The 24,502-nt window shown below is 64.7% G+C and carries 23 protein-coding genes and 1 pseudogene; 9 read left to right on the forward strand and 15 right to left on the reverse strand.

What is annotated here, in order from left to right; translation table 11 throughout:
* Both ACOQFP_RS11145 and ACOQFP_RS11150 read right to left on the reverse strand, forming a co-directional pair.
* Positions 1–275, reverse strand: a pseudogene (locus tag ACOQFP_RS11145) (HNH endonuclease); the annotation flags it as partial.
* A gap of 112 nt (positions 276–387) precedes the next feature.
* Positions 388–1,335, reverse strand: a complete 948-nt coding sequence (locus tag ACOQFP_RS11150) for a GlxA family transcriptional regulator (protein WP_421584360.1) — start codon at positions 1,333–1,335, stop codon at positions 388–390.
* Between the two features lie 116 nt (positions 1,336–1,451).
* On the opposite strand from ACOQFP_RS11150, the gene ACOQFP_RS11155 reads away from it, so the two are divergent.
* Positions 1,452–1,604 (forward strand): hypothetical protein, encoded by a 153-nt coding sequence (locus ACOQFP_RS11155; RefSeq protein WP_421584361.1) that lies wholly within the window; start codon positions 1,452–1,454, stop codon positions 1,602–1,604.
* Between the two features lie 87 nt (positions 1,605–1,691).
* Positions 1,692–2,459 carry an NAD(P)H-dependent oxidoreductase gene (locus tag ACOQFP_RS11160; protein ID WP_421584362.1) on the forward strand — a complete coding sequence of 256 codons (768 nt, stop codon included), beginning with the start codon at positions 1,692–1,694 and terminating at the stop codon, positions 2,457–2,459.
* A gap of 112 nt (positions 2,460–2,571) precedes the next feature.
* Here the strand turns inward: ACOQFP_RS11160 and ACOQFP_RS11165 are convergent, their stop codons facing one another.
* The 4 genes from ACOQFP_RS11165 to ACOQFP_RS11180 all read right to left on the reverse strand — a co-directional run bounded on the left by ACOQFP_RS11165 (position 2,572) and on the right by ACOQFP_RS11180 (position 7,149).
* Positions 2,572–3,060 (reverse strand): FBP domain-containing protein, encoded by a 489-nt coding sequence (locus tag ACOQFP_RS11165; protein ID WP_421584363.1) that lies wholly within the window; start codon positions 3,058–3,060, stop codon positions 2,572–2,574.
* Positions 3,061–3,062: 2 nt separating this feature from the next.
* Positions 3,063–3,629, reverse strand: a complete 567-nt coding sequence (locus ACOQFP_RS11170; protein ID WP_421584364.1) for a TetR/AcrR family transcriptional regulator — start codon at positions 3,627–3,629, stop codon at positions 3,063–3,065.
* 65 nt (positions 3,630–3,694) lie between these two features.
* A complete protein-coding gene (locus tag ACOQFP_RS11175; RefSeq protein ID WP_421584365.1) occupies positions 3,695–5,443 on the reverse strand; it encodes an ABC transporter ATP-binding protein in 1,749 nt (582 codons plus the stop codon).
* Positions 5,440–7,149 (reverse strand): ABC transporter ATP-binding protein, encoded by a 1,710-nt coding sequence (locus ACOQFP_RS11180; RefSeq protein WP_421584413.1) that lies wholly within the window; start codon positions 7,147–7,149, stop codon positions 5,440–5,442. Before ACOQFP_RS11180 ends, ACOQFP_RS11175 begins: the two co-directional genes overlap by 4 nt.
* Before the next feature lie 144 nt (positions 7,150–7,293).
* Between ACOQFP_RS11180 and ACOQFP_RS11185 the strand changes: the two genes are divergently transcribed.
* The 3 genes from ACOQFP_RS11185 to rsgA all read left to right on the forward strand — a co-directional run bounded on the left by ACOQFP_RS11185 (position 7,294) and on the right by rsgA (position 10,138).
* Positions 7,294–7,467 carry a hypothetical protein gene (locus ACOQFP_RS11185; protein ID WP_206492949.1) on the forward strand — a complete coding sequence of 58 codons (174 nt, stop codon included), beginning with the start codon at positions 7,294–7,296 and terminating at the stop codon, positions 7,465–7,467.
* Between the two features lie 52 nt (positions 7,468–7,519).
* Positions 7,520–8,971, forward strand: coding sequence for an alpha,alpha-trehalose-phosphate synthase (UDP-forming) (locus tag ACOQFP_RS11190; RefSeq protein ID WP_421584366.1), 1,452 nt, complete (start codon positions 7,520–7,522; stop codon positions 8,969–8,971).
* Between the two features lie 141 nt (positions 8,972–9,112).
* The gene (gene rsgA, locus ACOQFP_RS11195; protein WP_421584367.1) at positions 9,113–10,138 is read left to right on the forward strand and encodes a ribosome small subunit-dependent GTPase A; all 1,026 of its coding nucleotides are present in this window, start codon (positions 9,113–9,115) and stop codon (positions 10,136–10,138) included.
* 1 nt (position 10,139) lies between these two features.
* On the opposite strand, the gene ACOQFP_RS11200 is transcribed toward rsgA, so the two are convergent.
* The gene (locus tag ACOQFP_RS11200) at positions 10,140–10,370 is read right to left on the reverse strand and encodes a hypothetical protein (protein ID WP_206492026.1); all 231 of its coding nucleotides are present in this window, start codon (positions 10,368–10,370) and stop codon (positions 10,140–10,142) included.
* A 143-nt stretch (positions 10,371–10,513) separates the two neighbouring features.
* Here ACOQFP_RS11200 and ACOQFP_RS11205 point away from each other — a divergent pair, with 143 nt between their 5' ends.
* Positions 10,514–11,929 carry an MFS transporter gene (locus ACOQFP_RS11205; RefSeq protein ID WP_421584368.1) on the forward strand — a complete coding sequence of 472 codons (1,416 nt, stop codon included), beginning with the start codon at positions 10,514–10,516 and terminating at the stop codon, positions 11,927–11,929.
* Positions 11,926–12,330, forward strand: a complete 405-nt coding sequence (locus ACOQFP_RS11210; RefSeq protein WP_421584369.1) for a MarR family winged helix-turn-helix transcriptional regulator — start codon at positions 11,926–11,928, stop codon at positions 12,328–12,330. The genes ACOQFP_RS11205 and ACOQFP_RS11210 overlap by 4 nt, the downstream gene beginning before the upstream one ends.
* 1 nt (position 12,331) lies before the next feature.
* On the opposite strand, the gene ACOQFP_RS11215 is transcribed toward ACOQFP_RS11210, so the two are convergent.
* From ACOQFP_RS11215 to ACOQFP_RS11240, 6 genes are all read right to left on the reverse strand, one after another.
* Complete coding sequence (locus tag ACOQFP_RS11215) at positions 12,332–13,078, reverse strand: FAD-binding oxidoreductase (protein ID WP_341244199.1); 747 nt, start codon at positions 13,076–13,078, stop codon at positions 12,332–12,334.
* 151 nt (positions 13,079–13,229) lie between these two features.
* Positions 13,230–13,646, reverse strand: a complete 417-nt coding sequence (locus ACOQFP_RS11220) for a heat shock protein transcriptional repressor HspR (protein WP_206492022.1) — start codon at positions 13,644–13,646, stop codon at positions 13,230–13,232.
* A complete protein-coding gene (gene dnaJ, locus ACOQFP_RS11225; protein WP_206492021.1) occupies positions 13,646–14,821 on the reverse strand; it encodes a molecular chaperone DnaJ in 1,176 nt (391 codons plus the stop codon). Before dnaJ ends, ACOQFP_RS11220 begins: the two co-directional genes overlap by 1 nt.
* A gap of 31 nt (positions 14,822–14,852) precedes the next feature.
* The gene (gene grpE, locus ACOQFP_RS11230) at positions 14,853–15,515 is read right to left on the reverse strand and encodes a nucleotide exchange factor GrpE (RefSeq protein ID WP_421584370.1); all 663 of its coding nucleotides are present in this window, start codon (positions 15,513–15,515) and stop codon (positions 14,853–14,855) included.
* Positions 15,512–17,356, reverse strand: coding sequence for a molecular chaperone DnaK (gene dnaK / locus ACOQFP_RS11235; protein ID WP_206492019.1), 1,845 nt, complete (start codon positions 17,354–17,356; stop codon positions 15,512–15,514). The genes grpE and dnaK overlap by 4 nt, the downstream gene beginning before the upstream one ends.
* Before the next feature lie 248 nt (positions 17,357–17,604).
* Positions 17,605–18,105 (reverse strand): Pro-kumamolisin, activation domain family protein, encoded by a 501-nt coding sequence (locus ACOQFP_RS11240; RefSeq protein WP_206492018.1) that lies wholly within the window; start codon positions 18,103–18,105, stop codon positions 17,605–17,607.
* Positions 18,106–18,403: 298 nt separating this feature from the next.
* Here ACOQFP_RS11240 and treS point away from each other — a divergent pair, with 298 nt between their 5' ends.
* Together treS and ACOQFP_RS11250 are read left to right on the forward strand one after the other, a co-directional pair.
* Complete coding sequence (gene treS, locus ACOQFP_RS11245; protein WP_206492017.1) at positions 18,404–20,584, forward strand: maltose alpha-D-glucosyltransferase; 2,181 nt, start codon at positions 18,404–18,406, stop codon at positions 20,582–20,584.
* A 40-nt stretch (positions 20,585–20,624) separates the two neighbouring features.
* Positions 20,625–21,179 carry a hypothetical protein gene (locus ACOQFP_RS11250; protein ID WP_421584371.1) on the forward strand — a complete coding sequence of 185 codons (555 nt, stop codon included), beginning with the start codon at positions 20,625–20,627 and terminating at the stop codon, positions 21,177–21,179.
* Here ACOQFP_RS11250 and ACOQFP_RS11255 read toward each other — a convergent pair.
* Together ACOQFP_RS11255 and ACOQFP_RS11260 are read right to left on the reverse strand one after the other, a co-directional pair.
* Positions 21,168–22,628 carry a dynamin family protein gene (locus tag ACOQFP_RS11255; RefSeq protein ID WP_421584372.1) on the reverse strand — a complete coding sequence of 487 codons (1,461 nt, stop codon included), beginning with the start codon at positions 22,626–22,628 and terminating at the stop codon, positions 21,168–21,170. The two genes, ACOQFP_RS11250 and ACOQFP_RS11255, sit on opposite strands and share 12 nt — an antisense overlap.
* Positions 22,625–24,433: a dynamin family protein gene (locus tag ACOQFP_RS11260; RefSeq protein ID WP_421584373.1), complete on the reverse strand. Its 1,809-nt coding sequence runs from the start codon at positions 24,431–24,433 to the stop codon at positions 22,625–22,627. Before ACOQFP_RS11260 ends, ACOQFP_RS11255 begins: the two co-directional genes overlap by 4 nt.
* Positions 24,434–24,502: the final 69 nt, after the last annotated feature.

A 24,502-nucleotide genomic window follows, 5' to 3' on the forward strand; every position in this document is an offset into this window, starting at 1 on the left:
ATGCTGCCGGTGTTGACGGCGTCGGCGATGTCGGGGAAGTTCTTCAGTCCGCGGGCGAGGGCGAGAATTTTGTTGGCTTTGCCTGGCGTGAGCAGGGTGGTGGAGGTGAGCCAGCCGGCGGGTCCGGGGAAGCCGAGTTTCTCGCGGGTGACGCGGGTGTCGATCTCGGCGACGAGGGCGATGCGGCGGGCCTCCAACAACTGGATCTGGTGGGAGACCGCGGCGGCGTCGGCGAGGAGTTGGTCCTCGCTCAGTTGCCAGATCTCGGTCGTCATGACCCAACAGTATCGAACTGCTGTTCGAGTCGCAATGATCGTCAAATCGAAAACTATTGCCTTGCAGAACTATTCGTGAGCACGTTCTTGTCGGTGACCTGTGCTAGGCGCATCAACTGCCAACTCTGAACGTCGCCCGATACGCACTGGGCGAGACACCCAACTCCGCGGCGAGCTGATGACGCAGAGACGTGGCAGTGCCGAATCCTGTGTCGTGGGCAATTCTTTCGATGGTCATATCGGTGTTCTCGAGCAATTCCCGCGCCCGCTGGACGCGCTGCGCCACGATCCAACGCGCAGGGGACACACCGACTTCGGCTGCGAATCGGCGGGAGAACGTTCGAAGACTCATGGACTGATGCCGCGCCAAATCCTCGACCGACAGGGCCGCATCCAGATTGCGCAATGCCCATTCCTGCGCATCTGCTGTGGACGTAGCGTGCGTCCGCGGCGCCGGAGTGTCGATGTACTGCGCCTGTCCCCCACTACGATGAGGCGGTACCACAGTGCCGCGGGCAACCCGATTGGCCACTGCCGCACCGAAATCCTGCCGAATCATGTACAAACACAGATCGATTCCCGATGCCTCCCCCGCTGCGGTCAGCACATTGCCGTCCTCGGTGTAGAGCACGTTCGGGTCCAGCAACACGGTCGGATACAACTCGACGAAGCGCGCTGCCGACTTCCAATGTGTGGTGGCCCGCTTGCCGTCGAGTACCCCTGCCGCCGCCAGTACGAACGAACCGGTGCAGATCGATGCCAGTCTTCGGGTCGACACCGTGTCGAACGGGAGTGGGCGATCTCCGCCGGCTGCGTCGTAGTCCAGATCGGAGGCCGGAACGATCACGGTGTCTGCCTCCGCGACAGCATCGAGTCCGCGCTCCACCACTATTCGGACATCGGAATCGGTACGGATCGGTCCCGGCACGTCGGTGCAGGTGATCACCTCGTACAACGCCTCACCGGCATCCGATCGCGCCTGTCCGAACAGGCGATGCACGATGCCCAACTCCATGGCCAGGAGGCCGTCGCGCACGTAGACAGCAATGCGATGCGTCATGGCCGAATCCTGCCACGGGCGATTCGTCGTGCGCCTTTTGCGTACCTCTAGGTGCGCAAAAGGCGCACGAGGAGCGTTCCCACGGATCCGATACGAGCGGAGGTCGACTGTCGCCGGTGTTCGCCGCCCTGGTGATAGCAGGCATTCTGGGCGGAACAGTGCTCGATGTCCCGTGGGCCGGTATTGCAGGCTGGGGACTGGCACTCGTCGCTGCCGTCGCCTGGCTGCTCGTAGCTGTACTGCTGCCGCCGTCCAAGAGACGCGATTGACGCTTCCCGAGACTGTGGCCGAAATCTTTCACAAGTTGTCGTTCATGCCACTGTTTCGCTGCTCGCTCGTCGACCAGAGTCATGAAGATGAACATCCTGTGGGTCTTTGCCCATCCCGAACCTCGCTCACTCAACGGCACGCTCCGCGACGCCGCTCTGACCGAACTCCGCGCACACGGCCATACCGTCGAACAGTCGGATCTTTATGCAATGCAGTGGAATCCGGTGGTCACACCGCAGGACTACGCCCACGATCGCGCGAGACGCTTCCGCGTGGCAGCGGCGTCGATCGCGGCGCTCGCTGCCGGCACCCAGGCTCCGGACATTGCGGCCGAGCAGCAGAAGCTGCTACGCGCCGACGCCGTGGTATTGCACTTTCCGCTGTGGTGGTACTCGATGCCGGCGATCATGAAGGGCTGGGTGGATCGGGTGTTCGTCGAAGGCTTCGGTTACGGCATTCGAGCAGCGGACGGCAGCACCCGCCGCTACGGGGATGGCGTGCTCGGCGGCAAGCGGGCGATGGTGGTTCTCAGTATGGGCGGGAGCGAACACACCGTTTCCCCGCGCGGAATCAGCGGCAGTTTGGATGAGCTGCTGTACCCGATTCAACACGGCATTCTGTTCTACACCGGGATGTCGGTATTGCCCCCGGTTCTCGTGGCTAGTGCCGATCGGATGACCGAGACCGGTTACGCTGCAGCAGAATCAGAGCTCCTTCAGCGCGTGAAGGGCCTGCCCACCGACGAGCCGATCCCCTACCGCTCCCAGAACGGCGGCGACTACGACAGGCGATTCGTACTGCGCGAGAACATCGAAGCGAACGAGATCGGCGTGCGAATACACACCCAGCGCTGATCAGGCGAGAATTGCGGCATCGTTGCCCTTCAGGTCGTGCGCCTTTTGCGTACCTTTAAGTGCGCTAAAGGCGCACGACGGAGCGCAGCGACGCTCGTGGGACCGAAGCTGATCAGTCCAGGACGCGAGCGAGAAACGCACCGATGTTCTCTCGCACTGCCGCTGTGCGCGTGTCGACGTCGAAGTCTTCCTTGAACTGCCGCCCCAGCGCCGGAGTCTTCTTCTTGCGCGCGTATAGCGAGCACGCCAGATCAGAGCAGAGATAGGTTCCGACGGTATTGCCTCGCCTGCCGGATTCTCCGGCCTTCGCTGCAGCCATCAGGGACACCCCACCGTTCGCATGTGTGGTGAGGCAGATGCTGCACATTTGTGCAGTACGTGGACCACCGGGCTTGTAGCGCAGTGCGATTCCGCGCAGCCGATCCTCAGCAGGAATGACGACATAGCTCCTACCGGCCAATTTGGCGTCGACCCAGCCGAAGAAGTCCAAATCTTCCCAGGGTACGGCGCCGAAAGCGTCGGGAAGGGTGAGCCGGTTGGCGTCGCCCTTGGACGAGTTGACGAACGAAGACCTGATGTCGCGTTCGGAGATCGGTTCCATGATCACTGCCTCCACTGCTGTAGGAGAGTATCGATTCCGTCGAGAATGCGGACCCAGGACTCCTGCGAGTCGGGTGCGCTGTGGCTGAACGAGCCGGATGCATCGAGGCTGGCGAAACCGTGAAACACGCTGCCCAGCAATCGAACCGCATGCACCTGGTCCACCTCGTTCAGGTGATACCCGCGCAGAATCGCCTTCATCATCGCCGAGTGACGCACGCCGGCACTGGCAATCGCCGTCTCGTGATCGAGCGGAAACTGTGTTGCGGCATAGCGACCGGGGTGCTCGCGCGAGTAGTCGAGATACGCGTTCGCAACGGCCACCAGCGCATCCTTGCCCGCTCGTCCCGCCAGAGCCTCCGAGACGCGGTCGGCCAGTTCCTCCAACGCCAGTAGCGCGATGCCGACGTTCAACTGGTGCGCGCTCTTCAGGTGCGAATACAGACTCGCCACTTTGACGTCGAACCGCCTGGCGATCTCGCTCGCGGTCACGCGCTCGAAGCCGACCTCATCGGCCAGGTCGGCTCCCGCACGCACGATGCGTTGCGCGTTCAATCCGGCACGTCCCATAGCGGCCTCCTCGTTCGAGGACACCGTAACCAAAACTAATACCTATAGGCAAATCGCTAAAGCACTTAGCGACCCTGCCACGCCTCCCACAACTGTGCGTATCGTCCGCCGGCGGCGACCAACTCCTCGTGCGGACCCTGCTCGAGAATTGTGCCGTGTTCGAGCACCACCACGCGGTCGGCGGCCGCGGCCTGCGTCAGGCGATGCGCGACGATCAAGGTACTGCGACCCCTCGTCGCCGCCTCCGCGGCAGCCTCTAGGTCTCGGGCACCGGAACTGCCTGCCTCGGCAGTGGCCTCGTCCAGCACGGCAACGGCCGGATCGGCAAGAACCATTCGCGCCAAGGCCAGTTGCTGCGATTGTGCCGCCGTCAACTGGTGCCCACCCTCACCGACGACGGTGTCCAGTCCGCTCTCGAGCGCCTCTACCCAGCCCCATGCCCCGACGGTGCGCAGCGCGGCTTCGACCTCGTCACGACCTGCATCCGGGGCGGCAAGCAGCACGTCGTCGATCAATCGTCCGGCGAACACGTGCACTTCCTGGCTGACGATCGCCACGTGCCGTCGCAATCCTTCGCTGCCCAGCGCGTCCAATGATGCGCCGCCGACGCGAACCGTCCCGGACGTCGACGCCATCGAGCCGGCCGCGATCGCTGCGATCGTGGATTTGCCGGCACCGGTGGATCCGACGAGTGCAACGGTCTCCCCTGCTCCGACCCGCAGGTTCACCCCGTGCAGCACCTCGTGGCCGGGCTCGTACTCGTGTCGAAGATCGGTGACGTCCAAGGTGGCGTCGGATGGCACGGAACCGTCGCCCACGTGGCGTCCGTCGGCGATATCGACGACGCCGACCAGCCGAGCCAACGACGCTCCGGCGGACTGGATGTCGTCGAACGTGAACAGCAGCGTGCCGATCGGATTGAACAGGCGATGAAACAGCAGGGCGGCGGCCGTCGTCTCGCCCACGGTGACGTAATCGCCTCGTACCAAAAGAAATCCGGCCAGCAGGATCACCGACAGTCCGACGCATTCGGCGCGATTGCTCCGCGAGCCGAACCGGGTGAACAATCGGAACACCTCGAGACCGATGTCGCGGGCTTTCGCCGACGCCCGGTCGATCTCGGTGAGATGCGCAGACTCCAGCCCGTACGCACGCACCGTCTTTGCGCCCTGCATGCTGCTGACGAACGACTGCGCCCGCGAGCCCATCGCAACCCTCTCCGCGGCATACAGCGGAGCCGAACGCGGCAGATACCAGTGCAACGCAAGGACATACATCGGCAGTGCCACCAGCCCTGCCAGGCCGAGCCGCCAGTCGATGCCGAGCATCGTGATCATGCTCAGGCACACGAGCAGGAACGCGCCGACGAGCTGCGGGATCACTTCACCGATCGACTTCGCCATCACCGCAACATCGTCGCCCACCCGAGAGAGCAAGTCGCCCTTGCCCACTCGTTCCAACGTGGCAACCGGAAGATGCAGTGCGCGCCGAACGACGGCCTCGCGCAGCGAGGCCAGGATGCCCTCGCCGAGAGTGCTGATGAGGTAGCCACTGAAACCGGTGACGACCCCGCCGATCACGGCAGCCACCGAGATCACCACCACTACCACGATGATCGCCTGAGGGTCCGCACCGTCGCGGACTCGGTCGACCAGGACACCGAGCACGTACACGGGAACCAGTGACATCGCTGCGGCGATCGCGCCGAGCAGCAGCGTCGCCGCGGTGCGGACCTTGCGTAGTCGCAACTGTTCGAGCAGCCACTTCCCGGAGCGTGCCCCGGAGGCGATCGGAAGTAGGTCGGGGGCGGTCATCGCAGCACCATCTCCCTGTACTGCGCGTCCGAGGACGCGAGATCGTGGTGCGTTCCCTCGGCGACGACGCGTCCGCCGTCGAGGACGAGAACACGATGCGTCACCGACAGCAGGGCGGGGCTCGTCGTGATGAGGATCGTTGTCTGTGCCGCGCTGCGGTTGTGCCGAAGCTCGGTGATACCGCGGGCGATGGTGTGTTCGGTGACGGCATCGACAGCGGTGGTGGGGTCGTGCAGTACCAGGACAGGCGCGTCGACCGACAGCGCTCGCGCCAAGGCGACGCGTTGGCGTTGCCCACCGGACAGGCTGGCTCCGCGGTCGGTGACGGCGTGGTCGAGACCGGCCTCGTGCAGGTCGACGACGTCGGTGGCCGCCGATGCCTGCAGGACGTGTCGGAGATCGGCGTCGGGCCGCTGTCGTCCTGCTGTGACGTTGCTTCGGAGCGTCCCGGCGAACAGGTCGGTGATGTGCGGCTCGGCGAGCACGGTCTGGCGGGCGCGTCGAAGATCGATGCGTCCCGCCGCAATTCCGCCGATCCGGACTTCTCCGCTGTAATCGGCGTCGGATATCTGGCCGGACAGTAGTGCGGCGAGGGCTTCACCGTCCTGTGGGCGGTGGGCGACCACACCGAGCATCTCACCCGGCGCGGCCCGGAAGGTGAGGCCATCGAGCGATCGGAACCGAACCTCGTCGACGGCGAGGTCGGTGTTCGGTGGAACCACGGACTCCGACGGCGGCAGCACGTGTTCTGCACCGAGCACCAGGGCGAGCCGATCGGCAGATCCACGCACCATCGCGACCACTCCGGGGATTCTCGACAGCCCGGTCAGCGGTTCGATGACGAACTGCGACAATCCGATGACGGTGATCAGTTCGCCGACCGAGATGCGGCCCTGCAGCGCGAACCAGCCGGCGGTTCCGGCGATCCCGACAGCGAGCAGGGCGTTGATGGTCGTCGCAAGTCCCTGGTAGACGCTGTTGGCGCGAGCGAGCTTCAATGTCGCGGCCAGTGCCGTGCGGCTCGATGTCACGAACCGCTGCGTCGCGGCGTTCTCGGCCCCGATGCCTCGCAAGGGCCGCACTCCGCTGACCAGATCCGTGGCCATGCCGGACACCCCGGCCACCCGGGCTTGCTGCTCGGTGGCCGCGCGGGTCAGCAGTGGAGCGAGGCGCTGCAGTGCAATGAGGATGACCGGGGTACCGATGACGACGGCGAGGCCGAGGGGAATGTCGACCACCAGCAACGCCACTGCCGACGCGAGGACCGCCACGGCCGATGCGAAGACCCGGGCGATCAGATCGAGGATCCACGACTCCTTCTCGGCGTCGGATGTCGAGACCGTGAGCAACTCCCCTGCCGACAGCTCGGTCCGCAGGCCCCGTGGGTCGAGGACGCGTCCGGCAACCTCCACGCGGACCAGGTGCGCCTCCCGCTCGATGGCGACGACGATGATGCGTGCACCGATACGCCAGGCGTAGGACAGAGTGACGAACAGAGCCGCCAGCCCGATCAGCGAGGCGATCATCGCCGTGATGTCACCGGTGTCGATGGCCCGCGAGACGATCAGTCCGATGGCCACCGGGACCATCGTTTCGCACAGTTGATGCACCCCGAACAGCAGCGACGAGACGATCAGGCGGGTGCGATGCCGTCGTACGGTGCGCCGCAGAATCGCGGAGCCGGTCGCCGGAGAAGGTGCCTCCATCACCGTCCGAGCAGCGCTGTGCGGTACAGATTCGGTCATTTGCTGCAGCCTAAGGCATCACGAACTGGCGATGGGGTGCCACATTTACATAGAGTCGGGACCAGAGAACACCGAATAAGTCCAGCAGAGAGTACGGAGAACACCATGCCTGCCAAGACATCGACCGACAACGACATCGCCGACGAAGACATCGTCCCACTCGAGTACGAAACGGCCAGCCAGGCTCAGCGCGTCGTCGCCGCATACGCGACCGATGCCGACGAATGCCGCATGTTGTTGTCGATGCTGGGTATAGATCCCGTAGCGAAGACCGAATGAGCCGGTCTACGCAGGGATAGTCCCCCAGGATCAACAAGCGGATTGGACAGTTGTGGCTGACGCCTCGCAGGGTTCGGATTTCGTCGTCGTTGCCAATAGGCTCCCGGTCGATCTGGAGAAGCTCCCGGACGGGAGCACGCGATGGAAGCGAAGCCCCGGCGGGTTGGTCACCGCCCTCGAGCCGATCCTGCGCGCGAACAAGGGTGCCTGGGTGGGCTGGGTCGGGGTGTCCGATGTCGACGTCGAGCCCTTCGTCGAGGACGACTTGCAACTGCGTCCGGTCCCGATCAGCGAGAACGAGTACAAGCAGTATTACGAGGGCTTTTCCAACGCCACCCTGTGGCCGCTCTACCACGACGTCATCGTCAAACCGGTGTACGACCGCGACTGGTGGAACGCCTATGTCGAGGTCAACCGCCGCTTCGCCGAGAAGACGTCCGAGGCGGCGGCTCAGGGCGCAACGGTGTGGATCCAGGACTACCAGCTCCAGCTCGTCCCCAAGATGCTGCGCATGCTGCGCCCCGATCTGACCATCGGGTTCTTCCTGCACATCCCGTTCCCGCCGATCGAGCTGTTCATGCAGATGCCGTGGCGCACCGAGATCGTCGAAGGACTGCTCGGTGCCGACCTCATCGGCTTCCACCTGTCCGGCGGCGCGCAGAACTTCCTCTACCTTGCCCGACGCCTCGCCGGGGGAACCACGTCCCGCGGCACCGTCGGCGTGCGGTCCAAGTTGGGCGTCGTGCAGGTGGGGTTCAGGACCGTGCGAGTCGGCGCGTTTCCGATCTCCATCGATTCCGGTGATCTCGACACCAAGTCACGGACGAAGGCCGTCCGCGATCGCGCGAAGCAACTGCGCAAGGACCTCGGCAACCCGAAACGCATCATGCTCGGCGTCGATCGCTTGGACTACACCAAGGGAATCGACGTCCGGCTCAATGCTTTTCGCGAGTTGCTCGAAGAGGGACGCGTCGATCCGGCCGAGAACATCATCGTGCAGTTGGCGACGCCGAGCCGTGAACGCGTCGAGAGTTACGTCGCGATGCGCAGCGAGATCGAGCAACAGGTGGGTCGAATCAACGGCGAGTACGGCCAGGTGGGGCACCCGGTGGTGCACTACCTGCACCGGCCGATCCCCCGCGACGATCTGCTGGCGTATTTCGTCGCCGCCGACGTCATGCTGGTCACCCCGCTGCGCGACGGCATGAACCTCGTCGCCAAGGAATACGTGGCCTGCCGCAGCGATCTCGGCGGAGCGTTGGTCCTCAGCGAATTCACCGGTGCAGCAGCAGAACTGCGTCAGTCGTACTTGTGCAACCCACATGACCTGGACAGCGTGAAGGACGCGATCACCGGCGCACTCGAACAGGAACCCGAAGCAGGCAAACGGCACATGCGTGCCATGCGTCGGCAGGTGCTCGCGCACGATGTCGATCGCTGGGCTCGCTCTTTCCTGACCGCGCTGGCACAACCCCCGGAAGGGTCAGGCCCGGCGCAGCGATAAATCGCTTTCCCGAGACCGTCGACGGCTGTTAGCGTGCCGTCGACGGTTTTTTCATGCGCTTTCACGTGAGGAGGTGGGCATCATGGCCACCTGGACGAGCACACACCCGAGCCCTCGTTCCGCCTCTCCGAAGGATCTTGCATGTCTCCACTGGACCAGTACGGCCTCGACCAGCACTGGCTGACCGAGTTCGAAAAGCTCTCCCCGGGATCGGTTCTCGGCCGCGTCGTTCGCGTAGACCGCGGTGAATTCGATGCCGTGACCGGTGACGGAATCGTCCGCGGCGCAGGCACTCGTACCTGCGCCGGGGACTGGGTCGCCCTCCGGCAACATTCCGAACGCCAGTTCCTCCTGGCCGATATCCTGCCCCGCCGAACGGCGATCGAACGCGCGTGCGCCGGATCGACCTCCGAGACACAGGTTCTCGGGGCGAATGTCGATACCGTCGTGGTGGCTGTCGCGTCGGACACCACTGTCGATCTCGGTCGCGTCGAGCGCTACCTCACGCTTGTCTGGGGCAGCGGTGCCGTCCCCGTTCTCGTGATCACCAAAGCCGACAGTGGCGCCGTGGCCGAGGACCAGCTTCGAGCCTGCGCGCCCGGCGTCGCCGTCTGCCGCACCAGCGCACTGTCGGGCGACGGAATCGATTCACTGACAGCGCATCTGCGCGGAACCGTGGCGCTGATCGGGCCGTCGGGATCGGGAAAGTCGACCCTCGGTAATGCCTTGCTCGATCGCAGCGCATTCGTCACCGGCGACACCCGTGCGGCGGACAGCAAGGGCAGGCACACGACAACGCATCGCGAGTTGGTGCCGATTCCCGACACGGAACTGACGCTCCTGGACACACCGGGCCTGCGGTCGGTGGGGGTGCAGGGATCGGAAGATGCGGTGGCAAGCACTTTTTCCGACATCGACGAACTCGCCGCCTCGTGTCGCTTCGGCGACTGCGCGCACGTGCACGAGCCCGGATGTGCGGTGCTCGCCGCCGTCGATTCGGGTGAACTCACCGCCCGTAGGCTCGGAAATTACCGAAAGCTGCTGCGGGAGAACGCGTGGGCAACCTCGAGGCATGATGCCAGAGCACGCAACGAGAAGCTGCGGGAGTTCAAGCAGATCTCGAAGTCGCTGCGGCAGAAGTACGCGGTGGAACGAAAGGCGCGGTAGGTCAGTTCTCGTCGAACAGCGAGGGGTTCTCGCTCTCCGCCTCTGCCTGCGGAGTCGAACCCTCGTTGCTCGACGCCTTGCGCACCACCTCGACCGTGGTGGTCCGTACCGACAGTCGATGTCCGTCGTGATGCTCGAGCAACGCCAGACCCTGGCGGATCTCGAGCACCTTCCACGGGCCGGCGTGCCCGGACGCCTGAACCAGGTCGCCTGGTGCGATCTCGGAAGCCACGGTTGTTCTCCATTCACGAATACAGCGAGTCTGTGACCCACACCCTAGCGGGCAACGTCACCTGCATCGCACTTGCTCGCTCAACAAGTTAGGAGTACTCATGTAATAGTTGTACATATACAAATACTTGGCCGGAGGTGGACATGGGCGAGTTGACCCGACGGCACCGATATTCGGTGCTCGGCATCTGCTGCCTCAGCCTGTTTCTCGTCAGCACCGACAACACGATCGTCAACATCGCACTGCCGTCGATGCGCGCCGACCTGAACGCGTCGGTATCCGGTCTGCAATGGATCATCGATGCATACACCCTGGTAGTGGCGTCACTGCTCATGCTCGGCGGCTCGATGGCCGACAGGTACGGCCGCAAGCGCTTCTTCCTCATCGGAACCGGGACGTTCGTACTCGGGTCCCTGCTGTGCAGCATCGCACCCTCCCTCGGCTGGCTCGTCGCCTTCCGCATGCTCCAAGCCGTCGGCGGCTCGATGATGAATCCCGTGGCGATGTCGATCATCACCAACACCTTCACCGACCCCAAAGAACGCGCCGGGGCCATCGGAATGTGGGGTGCCGTCGTGGGAATCTCGATGTCTGCCGGCCCCGCTCTCGGCGGCGTCCTCGTCACCGCGGCCGGATGGCAGTCCATCTTCTGGATCAACGTCCCCGTGGGCATCTTCGCGCTGGCCATGACGCTGAAATTCGTCCCCGAATCCAAAGCCGAACACTCACGCAAGTTCGACCCGGCCGGTCAGATCCTGATCTTCGCGTTCCTCGTCTCCCTGGTGTTCACCATCATCGAGGGCCCGACGAAGGGCTGGTCATCGCCGCCGATCGTGCTCACCGGTGCCATTGCACTCGGCTCCCTCCTCGGCCTGTTGGTCGTCGAATCGCGTCTCGAAGAGCCGTTGATCCAACTGAAGTTCTTCCGCAGTGCGCCCTTCAGTGGAGCGACGGTGATCGCGGTGTGCGCCTTCGCATCCCTCGGCGGATTCCTGTTCCTCAACACCCTCTACCTCCAGGATGTGCGCGGCTTCTCGCCCCTGCACGCCGGTCTCCTCACCCTGCCGATGGCATTGATGACCCTGATCTTCGCGCCGATCTCCGGGCGCATCGTCGGCTCCCTCGGAGCGCGAATTCCACTGCTGGTCGCAGGCGTCGGATTCGTGACCTCGGCCTTGATGCTCAGTCGGATGGCCCCCACGACCTCCTTCACCTGGCTGGCGGTGGCGTACGTGATCTTCGGAATATCGTTCGGCATGGTCAACGCCCCGATCACCAATACCGCGGTGTCCGGGATGCCGCGCAGCCAGGCTGGAGTGGCGTCCGCGATCGCCTCGACCAGCAGGCAGGTGGGTCAGTCGCTCGGCGTGGCGGTCGTCGGCTCCATCGTCACCGCGAGCATCGTCGGTGAGATCTCCGACGGTTTCACCGCTGCCGCAGTGCCCGCGTGGTTCGTCATCGCGGGTGCAGGCGTGGTCGTCACCGTGCTCGCACTGGTCACCACCGGCCGCTGGGCCCGATCGACCGCCGAGACCATCGGCCGTCCGGTGCTCGTATGACGAACTCCGATGCGGCCGCCGTCTGGCGTGAGATGCGCGCGTTGATGCTCGAGAAACACGACACCAGACGGGCCGTCGCCGAGGCCACCGGAATGAGCTTCCTCCGGGCCAAACTGCTGACCAAGTTGCTCATCTCCGATCGGACGGTCACCGAGCTGGCCGAGATCCTCGCGTCCGATGCGCCCTACGTGTCGCTCAACGTTCGCGAACTGGAAAAGCGAGAACTGGTGATCCGCACCGAGGACCCCGACGATCGCCGACGCCGCATCATCGGACTCACCGACGCCGGACGCCGCATCGCCGAAACGGCCCGATCCATCGCCGACGCCCCGCCCCCGGAGTTCACCACCACATCGGCGGAGGATCTGGCCCATCTACGACGGATTCTGCGGCTGCCCTGACTCAGCGGCGCACCGCGTCGAGTGGGGTGCCGATCTCGACGAGTGCGCGCACGGTGGCCGCTTCCATACCCGGTGATCCGCACACCAGGATCTGCCGATCCGGGAAGGGGCCCTGCGTGGCGACCACATCGGCCACAGCACCCTCCCAGCAGTGTTCGGGCTCGAAGAATGCTGCGGTGGAACCGATCTCGGCATGAATCCGGTCGTTCCACCGGTCCGAGGCCCAGGGCTCGTGCAACTGATCGACCACAGGAACGACGGTCAGCCACGGAAGCTCTGCCGCCATCAACCACAGCATGTCGCTCGCATAGAGATCGCGGGGCGACTTACCTCCGACGAAGAGCGTCACCTTCGGTGGCCTCTCCCATCGGGTGAGGTCGAGCAGAATCGCGCGCAACGGAGCCAGTCCGGTGCCGCCCGCGATCATCACCACGTCGCGACCCGAATCGTCGACATGCAGACTGCCCTGCGGGTCACTGATCTGCCAGACGTCACCGGGCCGTGTCTCGTTGACGATGCCCCCGCTGACCCAGCCGGCCGGAACTGCGCGGACGTGGAACTCCAGCTTGCCGTCGAGCGATGGCGGCAATGCGGGCGAGTACCGCCGGGTCAGCGCAGAGTGCTGAGGAACGGACACCGACACCGACTGGCCCGCCTTGAACGGCACCACGTCGCCTTCGAGCCGAATTACCGCGAGGTCGTTCCGAAGGCGGTGGTACTGAACGACCGTCGATTTCCACGCCTGCATGTCGACCAGGATAGGGGCTCGAGCTCCCTCCGCATCGCGCTCCCCGCGAACGCGCGCGCATTCGCCGGACGCGAGCAAGATAGCGGCCGAACCGAGCACGAGAACGCGCGCACCTGGCGAAGGCGCGCGCGTTTGCGAGCTGGGCGAACCCTCAGCGCTGATGCCTCGGCTTCCAGACGACCAGGGCATTGCGTTGAATCGGCACCAGATCGCGGCGATAGCTCGCGTGCACGGTCGCCAACTCCTGCGCCAGCTCGGAAACCCGGGCCTGGAGAGCCTCGACCTGATTGGTGAGTTCGATGATGCGCTTGATTCCGGCGAGGTTGACCCCCTCGTCCTGCGAGAGTCGTTGCACTTCACGGAGCAATGCGACGTCCCGCGGCGAGTAGCGTCGTCCCCCGCCGGTGGTGCGATGCGGAATGACGAGCCCGAGCCTGTCGTAGGTGCGCAGGGTTTGCGCATGCATGCCCGCAAGCTGCGCGGCGACCGAGATCACGAAGATCTGGGCGTCCGGATCAGCCTGTACTCCACCGGATTTCGCGGCACCACCGTCTGGGGGAACCGACATCACACACCTGCCCACCCGGCCCGCGGGTCGAATCCGCTGGCCTTCTCGGCTTCCAGATAGTTCTTCAAGGCGTCGGTAGCAGCATTGTCCAGTTTCTGCGGGACGGCAACTTTGACGGTCACCATCAGGTCACCGGTGCCGGACTTCTTCGGGATGCCGCGACCCCGTACGCGCAACACTCGGCCGTCGACGGTTCCCGGTGGAACCTTGACACCGACGCGTCCGTCGAGGGTGGGCACCGACAGCGTGGTGCCGAGCACCAACTCGCCGTAGCTCACCGGGACGGTCACCGTCAGATCGTTGTCGGTTCGCCCGAATACCTTGTCGGGCTTGACCCGTACCGTCACGAACAAGTCGCCGGACGGGGCACCGCGCAGCCCTGCCTCGCCCTGTCCGGCGAGGCGCACCTTCTGGCCGTCGCTGATTCCGGCCGGTACGCGCACGGTAATGCTGCGGGTCCGGTTCTGCACTCCGGTTCCACGGCAGTCGGCGCATGGTTCGTCGATGATGGAACCGGAACCGCGGCAGTCGTCGCACGGTTCACTGAAGCCGAATGCGCCTTGGTTCCTGTTGACGACGCCCTGGCCGTTGCACTTGGGGCACACTCGGGGGCTGGTCCCTGGCTTGGCACCGCTGCCGTGGCAGGTGGTGCACGAGGACGGACTGGTCAACCGCAAGGGGACCGTAACGCCCTGTGCCGCTTCACGGAACTGCAGCGTGGTCTCGGTTTCGACGTCACTGCCGCGTCGAGGCCGGTTGTTCTGTGGGCGCGCCGCGCCGCCACCGCGATTGAACAGGCCGCCGAACAGGTCGCCGAGTCCGCCGTCGCCGCCACCTTGGCCGAAGATGTCGCCTACGTCGAAGCTCTGACCACCGCCGCCGAATCCGCCTGCACCCGGTGAGAAGCCACCGCCGCCGCGGCTACCGAAGCCACCGGAGGCGAACAGGCGCCTGGCCTCGTCGTACTCCTTGCGCTTGGCCGGGTCGGCCAGAACGGCGTGCGCCTCGCTGACCGCCTTGAACTTGTTCTCGGCGGCGGCATTGCCGGGATTGGCGTCGGGATGGTTGTCCCGAGCCAACTTTCGGTACGCCTTCTTGATGTCTTCTGCACTAGCGCTGGAGGAAACGCCCAGCTCCTTGTAGAAGTCCTTCTCGATCCACTCCCGCTGGCTCACCGGGCGTCTCCTCCTCTCGCGCTATTTCTTTTTACTGCTCGTCGGACGCAGGTGCATCCGATTCCTCTGGTGCCGGGCTTTCACCAGCACTGTCGACCACGCCGACCATCGCGGTGCGCAGAACACGCTCGCCGAGCTTGTAGCCCGGACGCATCAGTGTTCCGACGACCGGACTGCTGCCGTCGCCCTCGTGCGAGACGGCCTCGTGGATGGCCGGGTCGAAGGCGTCGCCCTCGGCCCCGAAGGTGGTCAGGCCGATGTTCGAGAACACCCCTGCCAGCTTGTCTGCCACGGCCTTGAGCGGTCCGGTTTCGAGATCGCCGTGCTGGCGTGCTCGCTCGAGGTCGTCGAGGACCGGGAGCAACTGCGAGACGACGGACGCCTTCGCATTCTCTGCTCCGCTCTGCTTCTCGCGATCGGTGCGACGCCGATAGTTGGCGTACTCGGCCGAGACTCGCTGCAGGTCGGCGGTGAGCTCGGCGATCTGAGTATCACGAGGATCCTCTACGACCTCGGGCTCGGTCTCCGTCTCGCTGTCTGTCCCTTCCTCTACCGAGCCGGGCTGGGGCGCAGCGCCGGTGCCCGCGAGGGGCTCCGGAACTGCGTCGCCGTCCCGTACTTCACCGGTCTCGGGATCGATCTTCCGCTTGTCCACGAAAGTGACCGGTTCTTGCTCGGTGTTACCCGAGGTCACTTCTTCTCCGCGTCGTCGGCGGGCTCGTCGACAACCTCTGCGTCGACGACACCGTCGTCAGCGGCCTGAGCCTCGCCTTCTGCGCCGCCCTGCTCCTTGGCCTGAGCCTCGTAGATGGCGGTGCCGAGGGCCTGCGACTCGGTGGAAAGCTTCTCCACGGCAGACTTCACTGCCGAGATGTCGCTGCCCGCGAGAGCCGACTTGGCGTCGGAGATGGCGGTTTCGACGCGTCCCTTGAGCTCGGCGTCGACCTTGTCCTCGTTGTCCTTGACGAACTTCTCCGTCTGGTGCACGAGGGACTCGGCCTGGTTGCGGACCTCGGCCTCTTCGCGACGAGCCTTGTCCTCGTCTGCGTGAGCTTCGGCGTCGGCGACCATGCGGTCGATCTCTTCCTTGGACAGACCGGAGCCGTCCTGGATCTTGATCGTGTTTTCCTTACCGGTGCCCTTGTCCTTGGCCGTGACGTGCACGATGCCGTTGGCGTCGATGTCGAAGGTGACCTCGATCTGCGGGACGCCGCGAGGAGCCGGGGGCAGCTCGGTCAGCTCGAAGGAGCCGAGGAGCTTGTTGTGCGCTGCGATCTCGCGCTCGCCCTGGAAGACCTGAATCTGCACCGACGGCTGATTGTCGTCGGCCGTGGTGAAGGTCTCGGACCGCTTCGTGGGGATGGTGGTGTTGCGCTCGATGAGCTTGGTCATGACACCGCCCTTGGTCTCGATACCGAGGGACAGCGGCGTGACGTCGAGGAGCAGAACGTCCTTGACCTCACCCTTGAGCACACCGGCCTGCAGTGCAGCACCGACGGCCACGACCTCGTCCGGGTTCACGCCCTTGTTGGGCTCGCGTCCACCGGAGAGTTCCTTGACCAGTTCCGACACCGCGGGCATGCGGGTGGATCCACCGACGAGCACGACGTGGTCGATGTCCTTGACGGCGATACCGGAATCCTTCACCACTGCCTGGAACGGCGCACGCGTGCGATCGAGCAGGTCCGAGGTGATCTTCTGGAACTCCGAGCGGCTGAGCTGCTCGTCGAGGAACAGCGGGTTCTTGTCACCGTCGACGGTGATGTAGGGCAGGTTGATCGAGGTGCTCTGGCTCGACGACAGCTCGATCTTCGCCTTCTCGGCGGCCTCACGCAGACGCTGCAGCGCCATCTTGTCCTTGGTCAGATCGATGCCGTTCTGCGCCTTGAACTTGTCGACGAGCCAGGTGACGATGCGCTCGTCCCAGTCGTCGCCACCGAGGTGGTTGTCACCGGAGGTCGCACGGACCTCGACGACACCGTCGCCGATCTCGAGGAGGGAGACGTCGAACGTGCCGCCACCGAGGTCGAACACGAGAATGGTCTGTTCCTTGTCGCCCTTGTCCAGGCCGTATGCCAGTGCGGCAGCGGTGGGCTCGTTGACGATGCGCAGGACGTTCAGGCCGGCGATCTGGCCGGCTTCCTTGGTCGCCTGACGCTGCGCGTCCTCGAAGTATGCGGGGACGGTGATAACGGCGTCGGTGATGTCTTCGCCCAGGTACGCCTCGGCGTCGCGCTTGAGCTTCATGAGCGTGCGCGCGCTGATCTCCTGCGGCGTGTACTTCTTGTCGTCGATCCCGACGGTCCAGTCGGTGCCGATGTGGCGCTTGACCGAACGGATGGTGCGATCGACGTTGGTGACCGCCTGGTTCTTCGCGGACTGGCCGACCAGCACTTCACCGTTCTTGGCGAAAGCGACGATCGACGGGGTGGTGCGTGATCCCTCGGAGTTGGCGACGACAACCGGTTCGCCGCCCTCGAGGACGGACACGACCGAGTTGGTGGTCCCGAGGTCGATACCGACCGCACGAGCCATAATGTTTCCTCCTGTTGTTGCGTGGGTTCCAGTCCCTGGGTGAGCGAACTCCGCTCAAGTTTGCACAACGCGATCTATCGCGTCAACTTTCAACTTGAGCCTTATCCACTCAAGGCTGCTGACCTGCACAACGGAGGGTGTGGCGAATTTGTTCCCCAGTGCCGCAGCAGTACGCCGCGACGATCGGCGTGGATCGTCGCGGCGCAGCGGGGAGATGGATCGTGGGGAACTACGATGGTCGTGGGGAACTACTCGGAAGACTCCTCGTCCGGCACCGGGATGCAGCTGTGGCTCAGCAGTCCGGCGGTGATGTTGTTCATGAAGTCGGCGTCGAGCGCACTGGCGAAGGCCGCGGCGCCGGCGGGACGGGCGACCCATTCGCGATCGACCGAGGGCACCGTGTAGGTGGCTGCCTCGCCTGCCTCGATGACCTTTTCGGTGTTCTGACCCTGAACTCCGGGCAGCGCGCCGTAGTTGACGTTGACGTTCGACGCGTCGTCCGCACCGATGTTCTCGACCTTGACCTCCAGCGCGACGACTCCACCCTCGGGTGCGTCCTCGACGGTGGTGTCACAGACAGCGGCCATGGTCACCACCAGATCGGGGCTCTCGAGGACCACCGAGCCGAGCGGGCCGACGGGTTCGGGATCGGGTTCGGCAGAGGCGGCAGGTGCGAGGGCAACCGCACCGATGGCGGCGGCCAGAGCGGCCGTCGAGGCCAGGATCGATGTGCGGGCAAGACGTCGCATGAACAACTCCTGTAGCTGAGGGGGATGTGACTCATGAGTCTGATGTGACTGATGAGGCGGTTGGTACTCACTCACTATGACCTATCGGAATCAGACATTCCACACCAGGCGGTCTCGATTCGATGACGTTCGCATATCGAAGGAACTGGACTCGATCGAATGACATTGCTGTCATTCGACGCGGTCTTCGGCGGCCGGCGCATCAGGTTTCACGCGCCGACGATCAGGGGAAACCACAATCCTGCGGATCGGCCGCGCCCTACGTAGGGTTTGAAGAAAAGCGAGGCTACGGAGGCACATGGATCCCGAAGTGCAGCACGAACCGAGCGAGATCACCTACGACGAGAAGTTCTATCCGGCTCGGCCGAAGCCACTTCGCCCCTCCGTGCGCCGCGCCAATCGCAGCAGCAACCCCACACCCGACAGCGAACCGGTTGCATCGAATCCCGAATACGTGGACTGGCTCACCGAACAGTCGATGCTGCGGGACGCCAAGCTGATCGCCGAGCAGCTCTCGGGCAAGGGCAGCATGTGGCAGAACCCCTACGCCGATCCTGATCCTCGCGCGGCCGTCGAACGCGCTCCGGTGTGGTTCACCGCGTATCCCATCTCGGTGATCAACGCCCCGCAGACGAGCTTCCTGAGCACGTTGGGCGACGAGAAACTGTGGCAGGCCTTCTCCGAAATCGGTGTCACCGCAGTGCACACCGGGCCGGTGAAGGTGGCGGGCGGCATCCACGGCTGGCGTCCGACGCCATCGGTCGACGGCCACTTCGACCGCATCGGTATGCAGATCGACCCTGCCTTCGGCTCGGAAGAGGAGTTCCGACGCCTGTGCGTCGTCGCCTCCGCATACGACGGCATCGTCATCGACGACATCGTGCCGGGACACACCGGCAAGGGCGCAGATTTCCGGTTGGCCGAGATGGCCGTCGCCGATTACCCCGGCATCTATCACATGGTCGAGATCGAACCGCAGGACTGGCACCTGCTACCACGAGTGCGCGCCGGAGCCGACTCGCAGAACATCGACGCCGAGGCAGAGGCCAATCTCGCTCGCGCCGGGTACATCATCGGCCAGTTGCAGCGGGTGATCTTCTACGAGCTCGGCGTCAAGGAAACCAACTGGAGCGCAACCCCTCCCGTCGTTGGTATCGACGGAATCGAACGTCGCTGGGTGTACCTGCACTACTTCAAGGCCGGTCAGCCCTCGATCAACTGGCTCGATCCCTCCTTCGCCGGAATGCGACTGGTGATCGGCGACGCATGCCATTCGATCGCCGATCTGGGAGCAGGCGCATTGCGCTTGGACGCCAACGGTTTCCTCGGTGTCGAGCGCCGGGCAGAGGGGCCGGGCTGGTCCGAGGGCCACCCGCTGTCGGAGGCGGCCAACCACCTGATCGCCAGCGTCGTACGCAAGATGGGCGGGTTCACCTTCCAGGAGTTGAACCTGACGATCGACGACATCAAGGCGATGGGCACCAACGGTGCCGATCTGTCGTACGACTTCATCAACCGTCCGGCCTACCAGCATGCACTCGTCATGGGGAACACCGAGTTTCTCAGGCTCACCATGACCCTCGCCCGCGATCACGGCGTCGACAGCGCGTCCCTGGTGCACGCGCTGCAGAACCACGACGAGATGACCTTCGAGCTCATCCACTTCGCCACACTCCATGCAGAGGACGAGTTCTCCTACGGCGGGGAGACGGTCAAGGGCTGCGATCTCGGAGACCGTATTCGCGGCGAGCTGACCGATCGCCTCACCGGACGCTGGGCACCGTACAACCGAACCTTCACGACCAACGGAATCGCCTGCACCACAGCAAGTGTCATCACGGCATCACTCGGCATCCGCGATCTCGAGCGGATGGACGAGGAAGACATCGAGACCGTCAAGCGCGCCCACCTGCTACTCGCGATGTACAACGCGCTCCAGCCCGGCGTGTTCGCATTGTCCGGCTGGGATCTGCTGGGGATTCTCCCCGTCGACGCAGCGGAGGTCGACGACCTCATCCGCGAAGGCGACACCCGTTGGCTCAACCGCGGCGCACACGACCTCATGGGCAACTTCCCCGACGCGGTGCGTTCGGAGTCCGGAATTCCTCGCGGGCGCAGCCTCTACGGATCGCTTCCCGAGCAGCTGGCCGACCCGCAGTCGTTCGCTCGTCAGTTGGCCCGAATCATCGAGCTGCGAAAGAAGTTCGGTATCGCAACCGCCCAGCAGATCGACATCCCGACGGTCTCGCACAAGGGCCTGCTGGTGATGGTGCACGAGTTGAGTCAGGGCACCATCGAGGCCACGGTACTCAACTTCTCGTCCGAGGAGATCAGCGCGACCATCCAGTCGAAGCATCTGGTGCCGGGTACCTGCGCTGTCGATGTGTTCGACGACAACGAAATCGCAACCGTGGACGAGCTGAACAGCTTCCCGATGACTCTGCGTCCGTACGAGGGCGTGGCGGTGATCCTGCGTTGAGTCGGCGATCGATCTGCGTCGACCGATAGAATGCTCCATCGTGGCCGAAGAAGAGAACGATCCAGCACCGAAGCAGTCTCGGCGTCCGCAACCGCCGCGGCCCGAGGTAGTGGTGGAACCGCTCCGGCCGCGGCAGGACAGCGCTCAGTCGGCACTTCCCAAGGTTGCCCGGGCACTGTGGATGGTGACGACGGCCCTGGTCCTCGCGTTGGCCCTCGTCATCGCGCTGAACTGGGAGACCGTGCTCACTGCCGTCGAAACCGCAGTATCGCAGCAAGATTCGACGGCGAGCGCGGCCGATGTTCGCACCACCGCGTCGGCCACGCTGCTCTCGAGCGGCGCGGCGTCCGCTGTACTGGTGCTCCTCGGATTCGTCGCACTGAACTTGCTGCGTGGCGCGGCGACCTCGTCCAAGGTTCTGATGGGGGCTGTCGGAATCTTGACCATCGGCGCAGCCGTCACCTTCTCGACCTTCGTCTCCGACGCCTCCGCACTGCTCGGCGGCGTCCTGCGCTGGGGGCCTTACGTCGTGGCCGCTACCGCAGCAGTGGCCACTGTCGTCGCCGTACTGCCCCGGCGGTCCTCACGCCAGTGAGGCGAGTATCCCTTCGGCGCTGCGGGCGGCCGAGGCGCACGAGGTCGAGGTGAACGGATCGAGCAGTGGATGCTCGGACAACTCTCGCCACCTGTGCACGGCCGCCAGCGCGGTGTCGCGTTGTTGGTTACGTCCGGCGTCCGGCGGTAGGTTCAGCCGCTCGGTGGCGGCGATGCCGAATCCGCCGATGATGCGTTGCAGATCGAGCAGCGCACCCTCCGGGAGTTTCGGTGTGGTGGAGCGCAATCGGCCGAGCAGCCGGAGTTCGGCGAAGCCGTGTACATCTGCGAGCATTCTTCCGGCCTCGGTGCGCAACGCTTTCGATTCCGGCCTGAACTCCAGAATCCGTTGCAGGGCAACCAGTGCCGAATGCAATTTCAACTGGTCGGCACGTTGCCCGAACTGCACGTCGATCACCGACCGAAGCTCGCTCAGGCCGCTGCGTTCGACCAGATCGGCAGCCAGCGTCGGCGAATCTCGAACCCCGAGCCGGATGAGAGTGACCGCCATCCGGATGCCGAACAAGCCGAATCGGTCGACGATACTGGCCCGCAGCGCTGCATCGACGGGCAGAGTGCTCTCGGGCCGCACGAAACGATCAGCCGAGAGCATAGCCAACTGCAGATCCTCCGTCGGTACCGTCGCGAGCATCTCGAACGCCGCGAATTCGTTCTGCCGCAACGTCTCCGCACCGAGGGCCAGCAGACCGGCGACGGGGACCACCGCCTGACACAACCCGGTGGCCTCGAGTTCGGACGCGAACCGCGCGGCGACCTCCTTGGCCGACATCATGGCGTCCATCCGGCCGGAACCGACCTCGTCGGCCCGCGAGACCACCCCGATCACACCCAGCGGCCCCGAATCACCGCCCACGTGTGCGCCGATCTGCCCGAGAAAAGACACGTCCGACGCGTTGAGGGTGCGGAGCAGGTACACGACGGCGTCGGCTCCCGAGGACGCGTTCTCCGGGGTCAGCATCGCCAGCGTCCGCGCCGAGACATCCCGCGACAGCGAGGATGTACCGGGCGTGTCGATGATGGTCGTCTGCGCCAGCGCGCTCGCCGGCCATTCCACGTCCAGGCGATCGACCTGCGCTGCCGTCAGCGAGCCGAGGTCGAACGTCAATCGCCCCTCCCGCCGTTGCACCGGCACGTTCGCCGCCCGGTCGCCGTCGTACCATGCGGTGACGGCCGGGGTGACGCCGTTGCGGTACCACGTCACCACCTTGGTGCATTCCGTGGCGTCGGTCGGGGCAATATCTTGCCCCACGAGTGAATTGAGCAGCGTGGACTTTCCGGCTTTGAGGGAACCGGCGAGGGCCACCCGTAGCGGCTCGTCCAGGCGATACAGGCACTCGTCGAGCATCCACGACGCCTCGGCGTCACCGGCGCAGGTCGATCGGGCCGCCGAGATCAGATCTCGTGCCCGATCCAGGGCGGTCACGCTCATACTGCGGTATCCGCGACGAGAGCTGTTGCCCGAGAGTTCAAATCGGCTGCCTGCTGCATGTGCTGCTCGAGTTGAGCGATCCGCGCGGCGCGGTCCGTGTTGTCGGCGGCGGCAGCTTCCTGCGCCGAGCGCAGCGACTCGTTGAGCGAACGCACGGTCTGCTCGGCGATGGACGTGAAATGGTCACGCAGTACTCGTTGGATCTGCCGCAACCGGTCCTTCGACTCCTTGCCCACCTGAAAGCTGACATCGTCGGTGAACCGGCGGATCGCCATCTTGGCCTCGGCTCGACGCGCTTTGACGCGATTCTCCTTGTCCTCCTTGTACGCCTTGGTACCCAGCAGCACACCCGCGCCGATCGATATCGGGTTGAGCAGGCTCAGACCGACGAAGGTGGTGATCAGACCGAACATCAGCACACCGCCGTAGGATCCGCGCATTCCCACCAGAACCTTCTGGGTGATGCCGATACGACCGGATTCCAGATCGGCCAGCGACGAGACGGGTTCTAGGACGTTGTCCAGGTCACCGAGATCGAGATCGGGCAGCGCTGCCGCCCCGGACGAGGCGAAGTGCTCGGCCACCAACTCCGAGAGCCACAGTGCCCGTTCGTGTGCCCAGACGAAGTTGTCGCCCACCGACGCGGCGATCTGTTCCTCGAGCCACTCGCCGAGTTGCGGCCAGTCCTTCTCCGGATCCCCCTCGTCGACGGTCTCTTCCGCTTCCCTGGTGACGCGCCGCAACCGGTCGCGTAGATCGTGATCGATATCGGACGCGAGATCGGCAATGCCGTCACCGAGCGTCTGCTGCCACTGCGAGGAACGCTTGTGCAATTCCTCGGCGGCGGACTTGGCGCGTTGCAGCCCGGCGACGGCTGCCGCTGCTCGCTCCGGATCCTTCAGCGCCGCAAGCTCACTGCCGAACGAGAGGGTCAGATGTTCGGTGACCGACCGGACATCGAGCGACACCGAGGAGCGAGCCAGCACATCTGCCCGGGCCACCACCTCGTCACGCAAGAAGGCGTACAGCTGCTGGAACCCTGACTCGGCGTTGAGTTCCTCGTCGTTCAAACGTAGTGCGTGCGAACGCAACAGAGAGGACACCGGCAACATCTGGACGTCCATGCCTGCGCGGCCGAGGTGCCCACGGTTGGCCTCGACGATCTGCCGCCAATGCGGATACAGATCGATCTTGGTGATCAGCACCGCCACGGCCGGGCACAAGCCTTGCACCTGTCGCAGAAAGGACAGTTCGGGCTCGGTGAATTCGCGGGAGGCGTCGGACACGACGAGCACCGCGTCGGCCGACGGAATCAGACCCAATGTGCCTGCGGCGTGCGGATTTCCGTGACCGCCGACTCCTGGGGTGTCGACCAGCACCAATCCGTCTGCGAGCAGTGGGCTCGGCACCGCGATCTCCAGGCGCAGCACTTCACGCCCCTGGGCCAGGGGGCTGGCCGGGGTGACCGAGGTGACCTCCTCGGGCGGAACGTCCACCCGGACGGGCTCGTTGCCCGGATCAGCGAGCACCAGCCGCGCCGAGAAATTCTCGGCATTGGACACCACCGTCGGGATGGCGGTGGTCTCGTCGTCGCCGACCGAGCACACCGTCAGATTGAGCAGTGAATTCACGAACTGGCTCTTGCCCTGCTTGAGTGGCCCGACGACGATGATGCGTCGGCGTGGATCCAATACCCGCGATCGAGCTGCCTCGACTCGATCGACCAAATCGGATCTGCCTGCCGAAGCCGCCACCGCCGCAGTTCGACTGAGCAGCTCGGCCAGCTCCGTAGATTGCCCGTCCATACGCTTGTATTCACAACCCATTCTCGTCGACGTTCGCAACAGAAAGAACTCTAGCTACGACTCGGCCCC

Origin of the sequence: Rhodococcus sp. MALMAid1271 (genome assembly GCF_049195265.1) — a bacterium.
Lineage (GTDB): Bacteria > Actinomycetota > Actinomycetes > Mycobacteriales > Mycobacteriaceae > Rhodococcoides.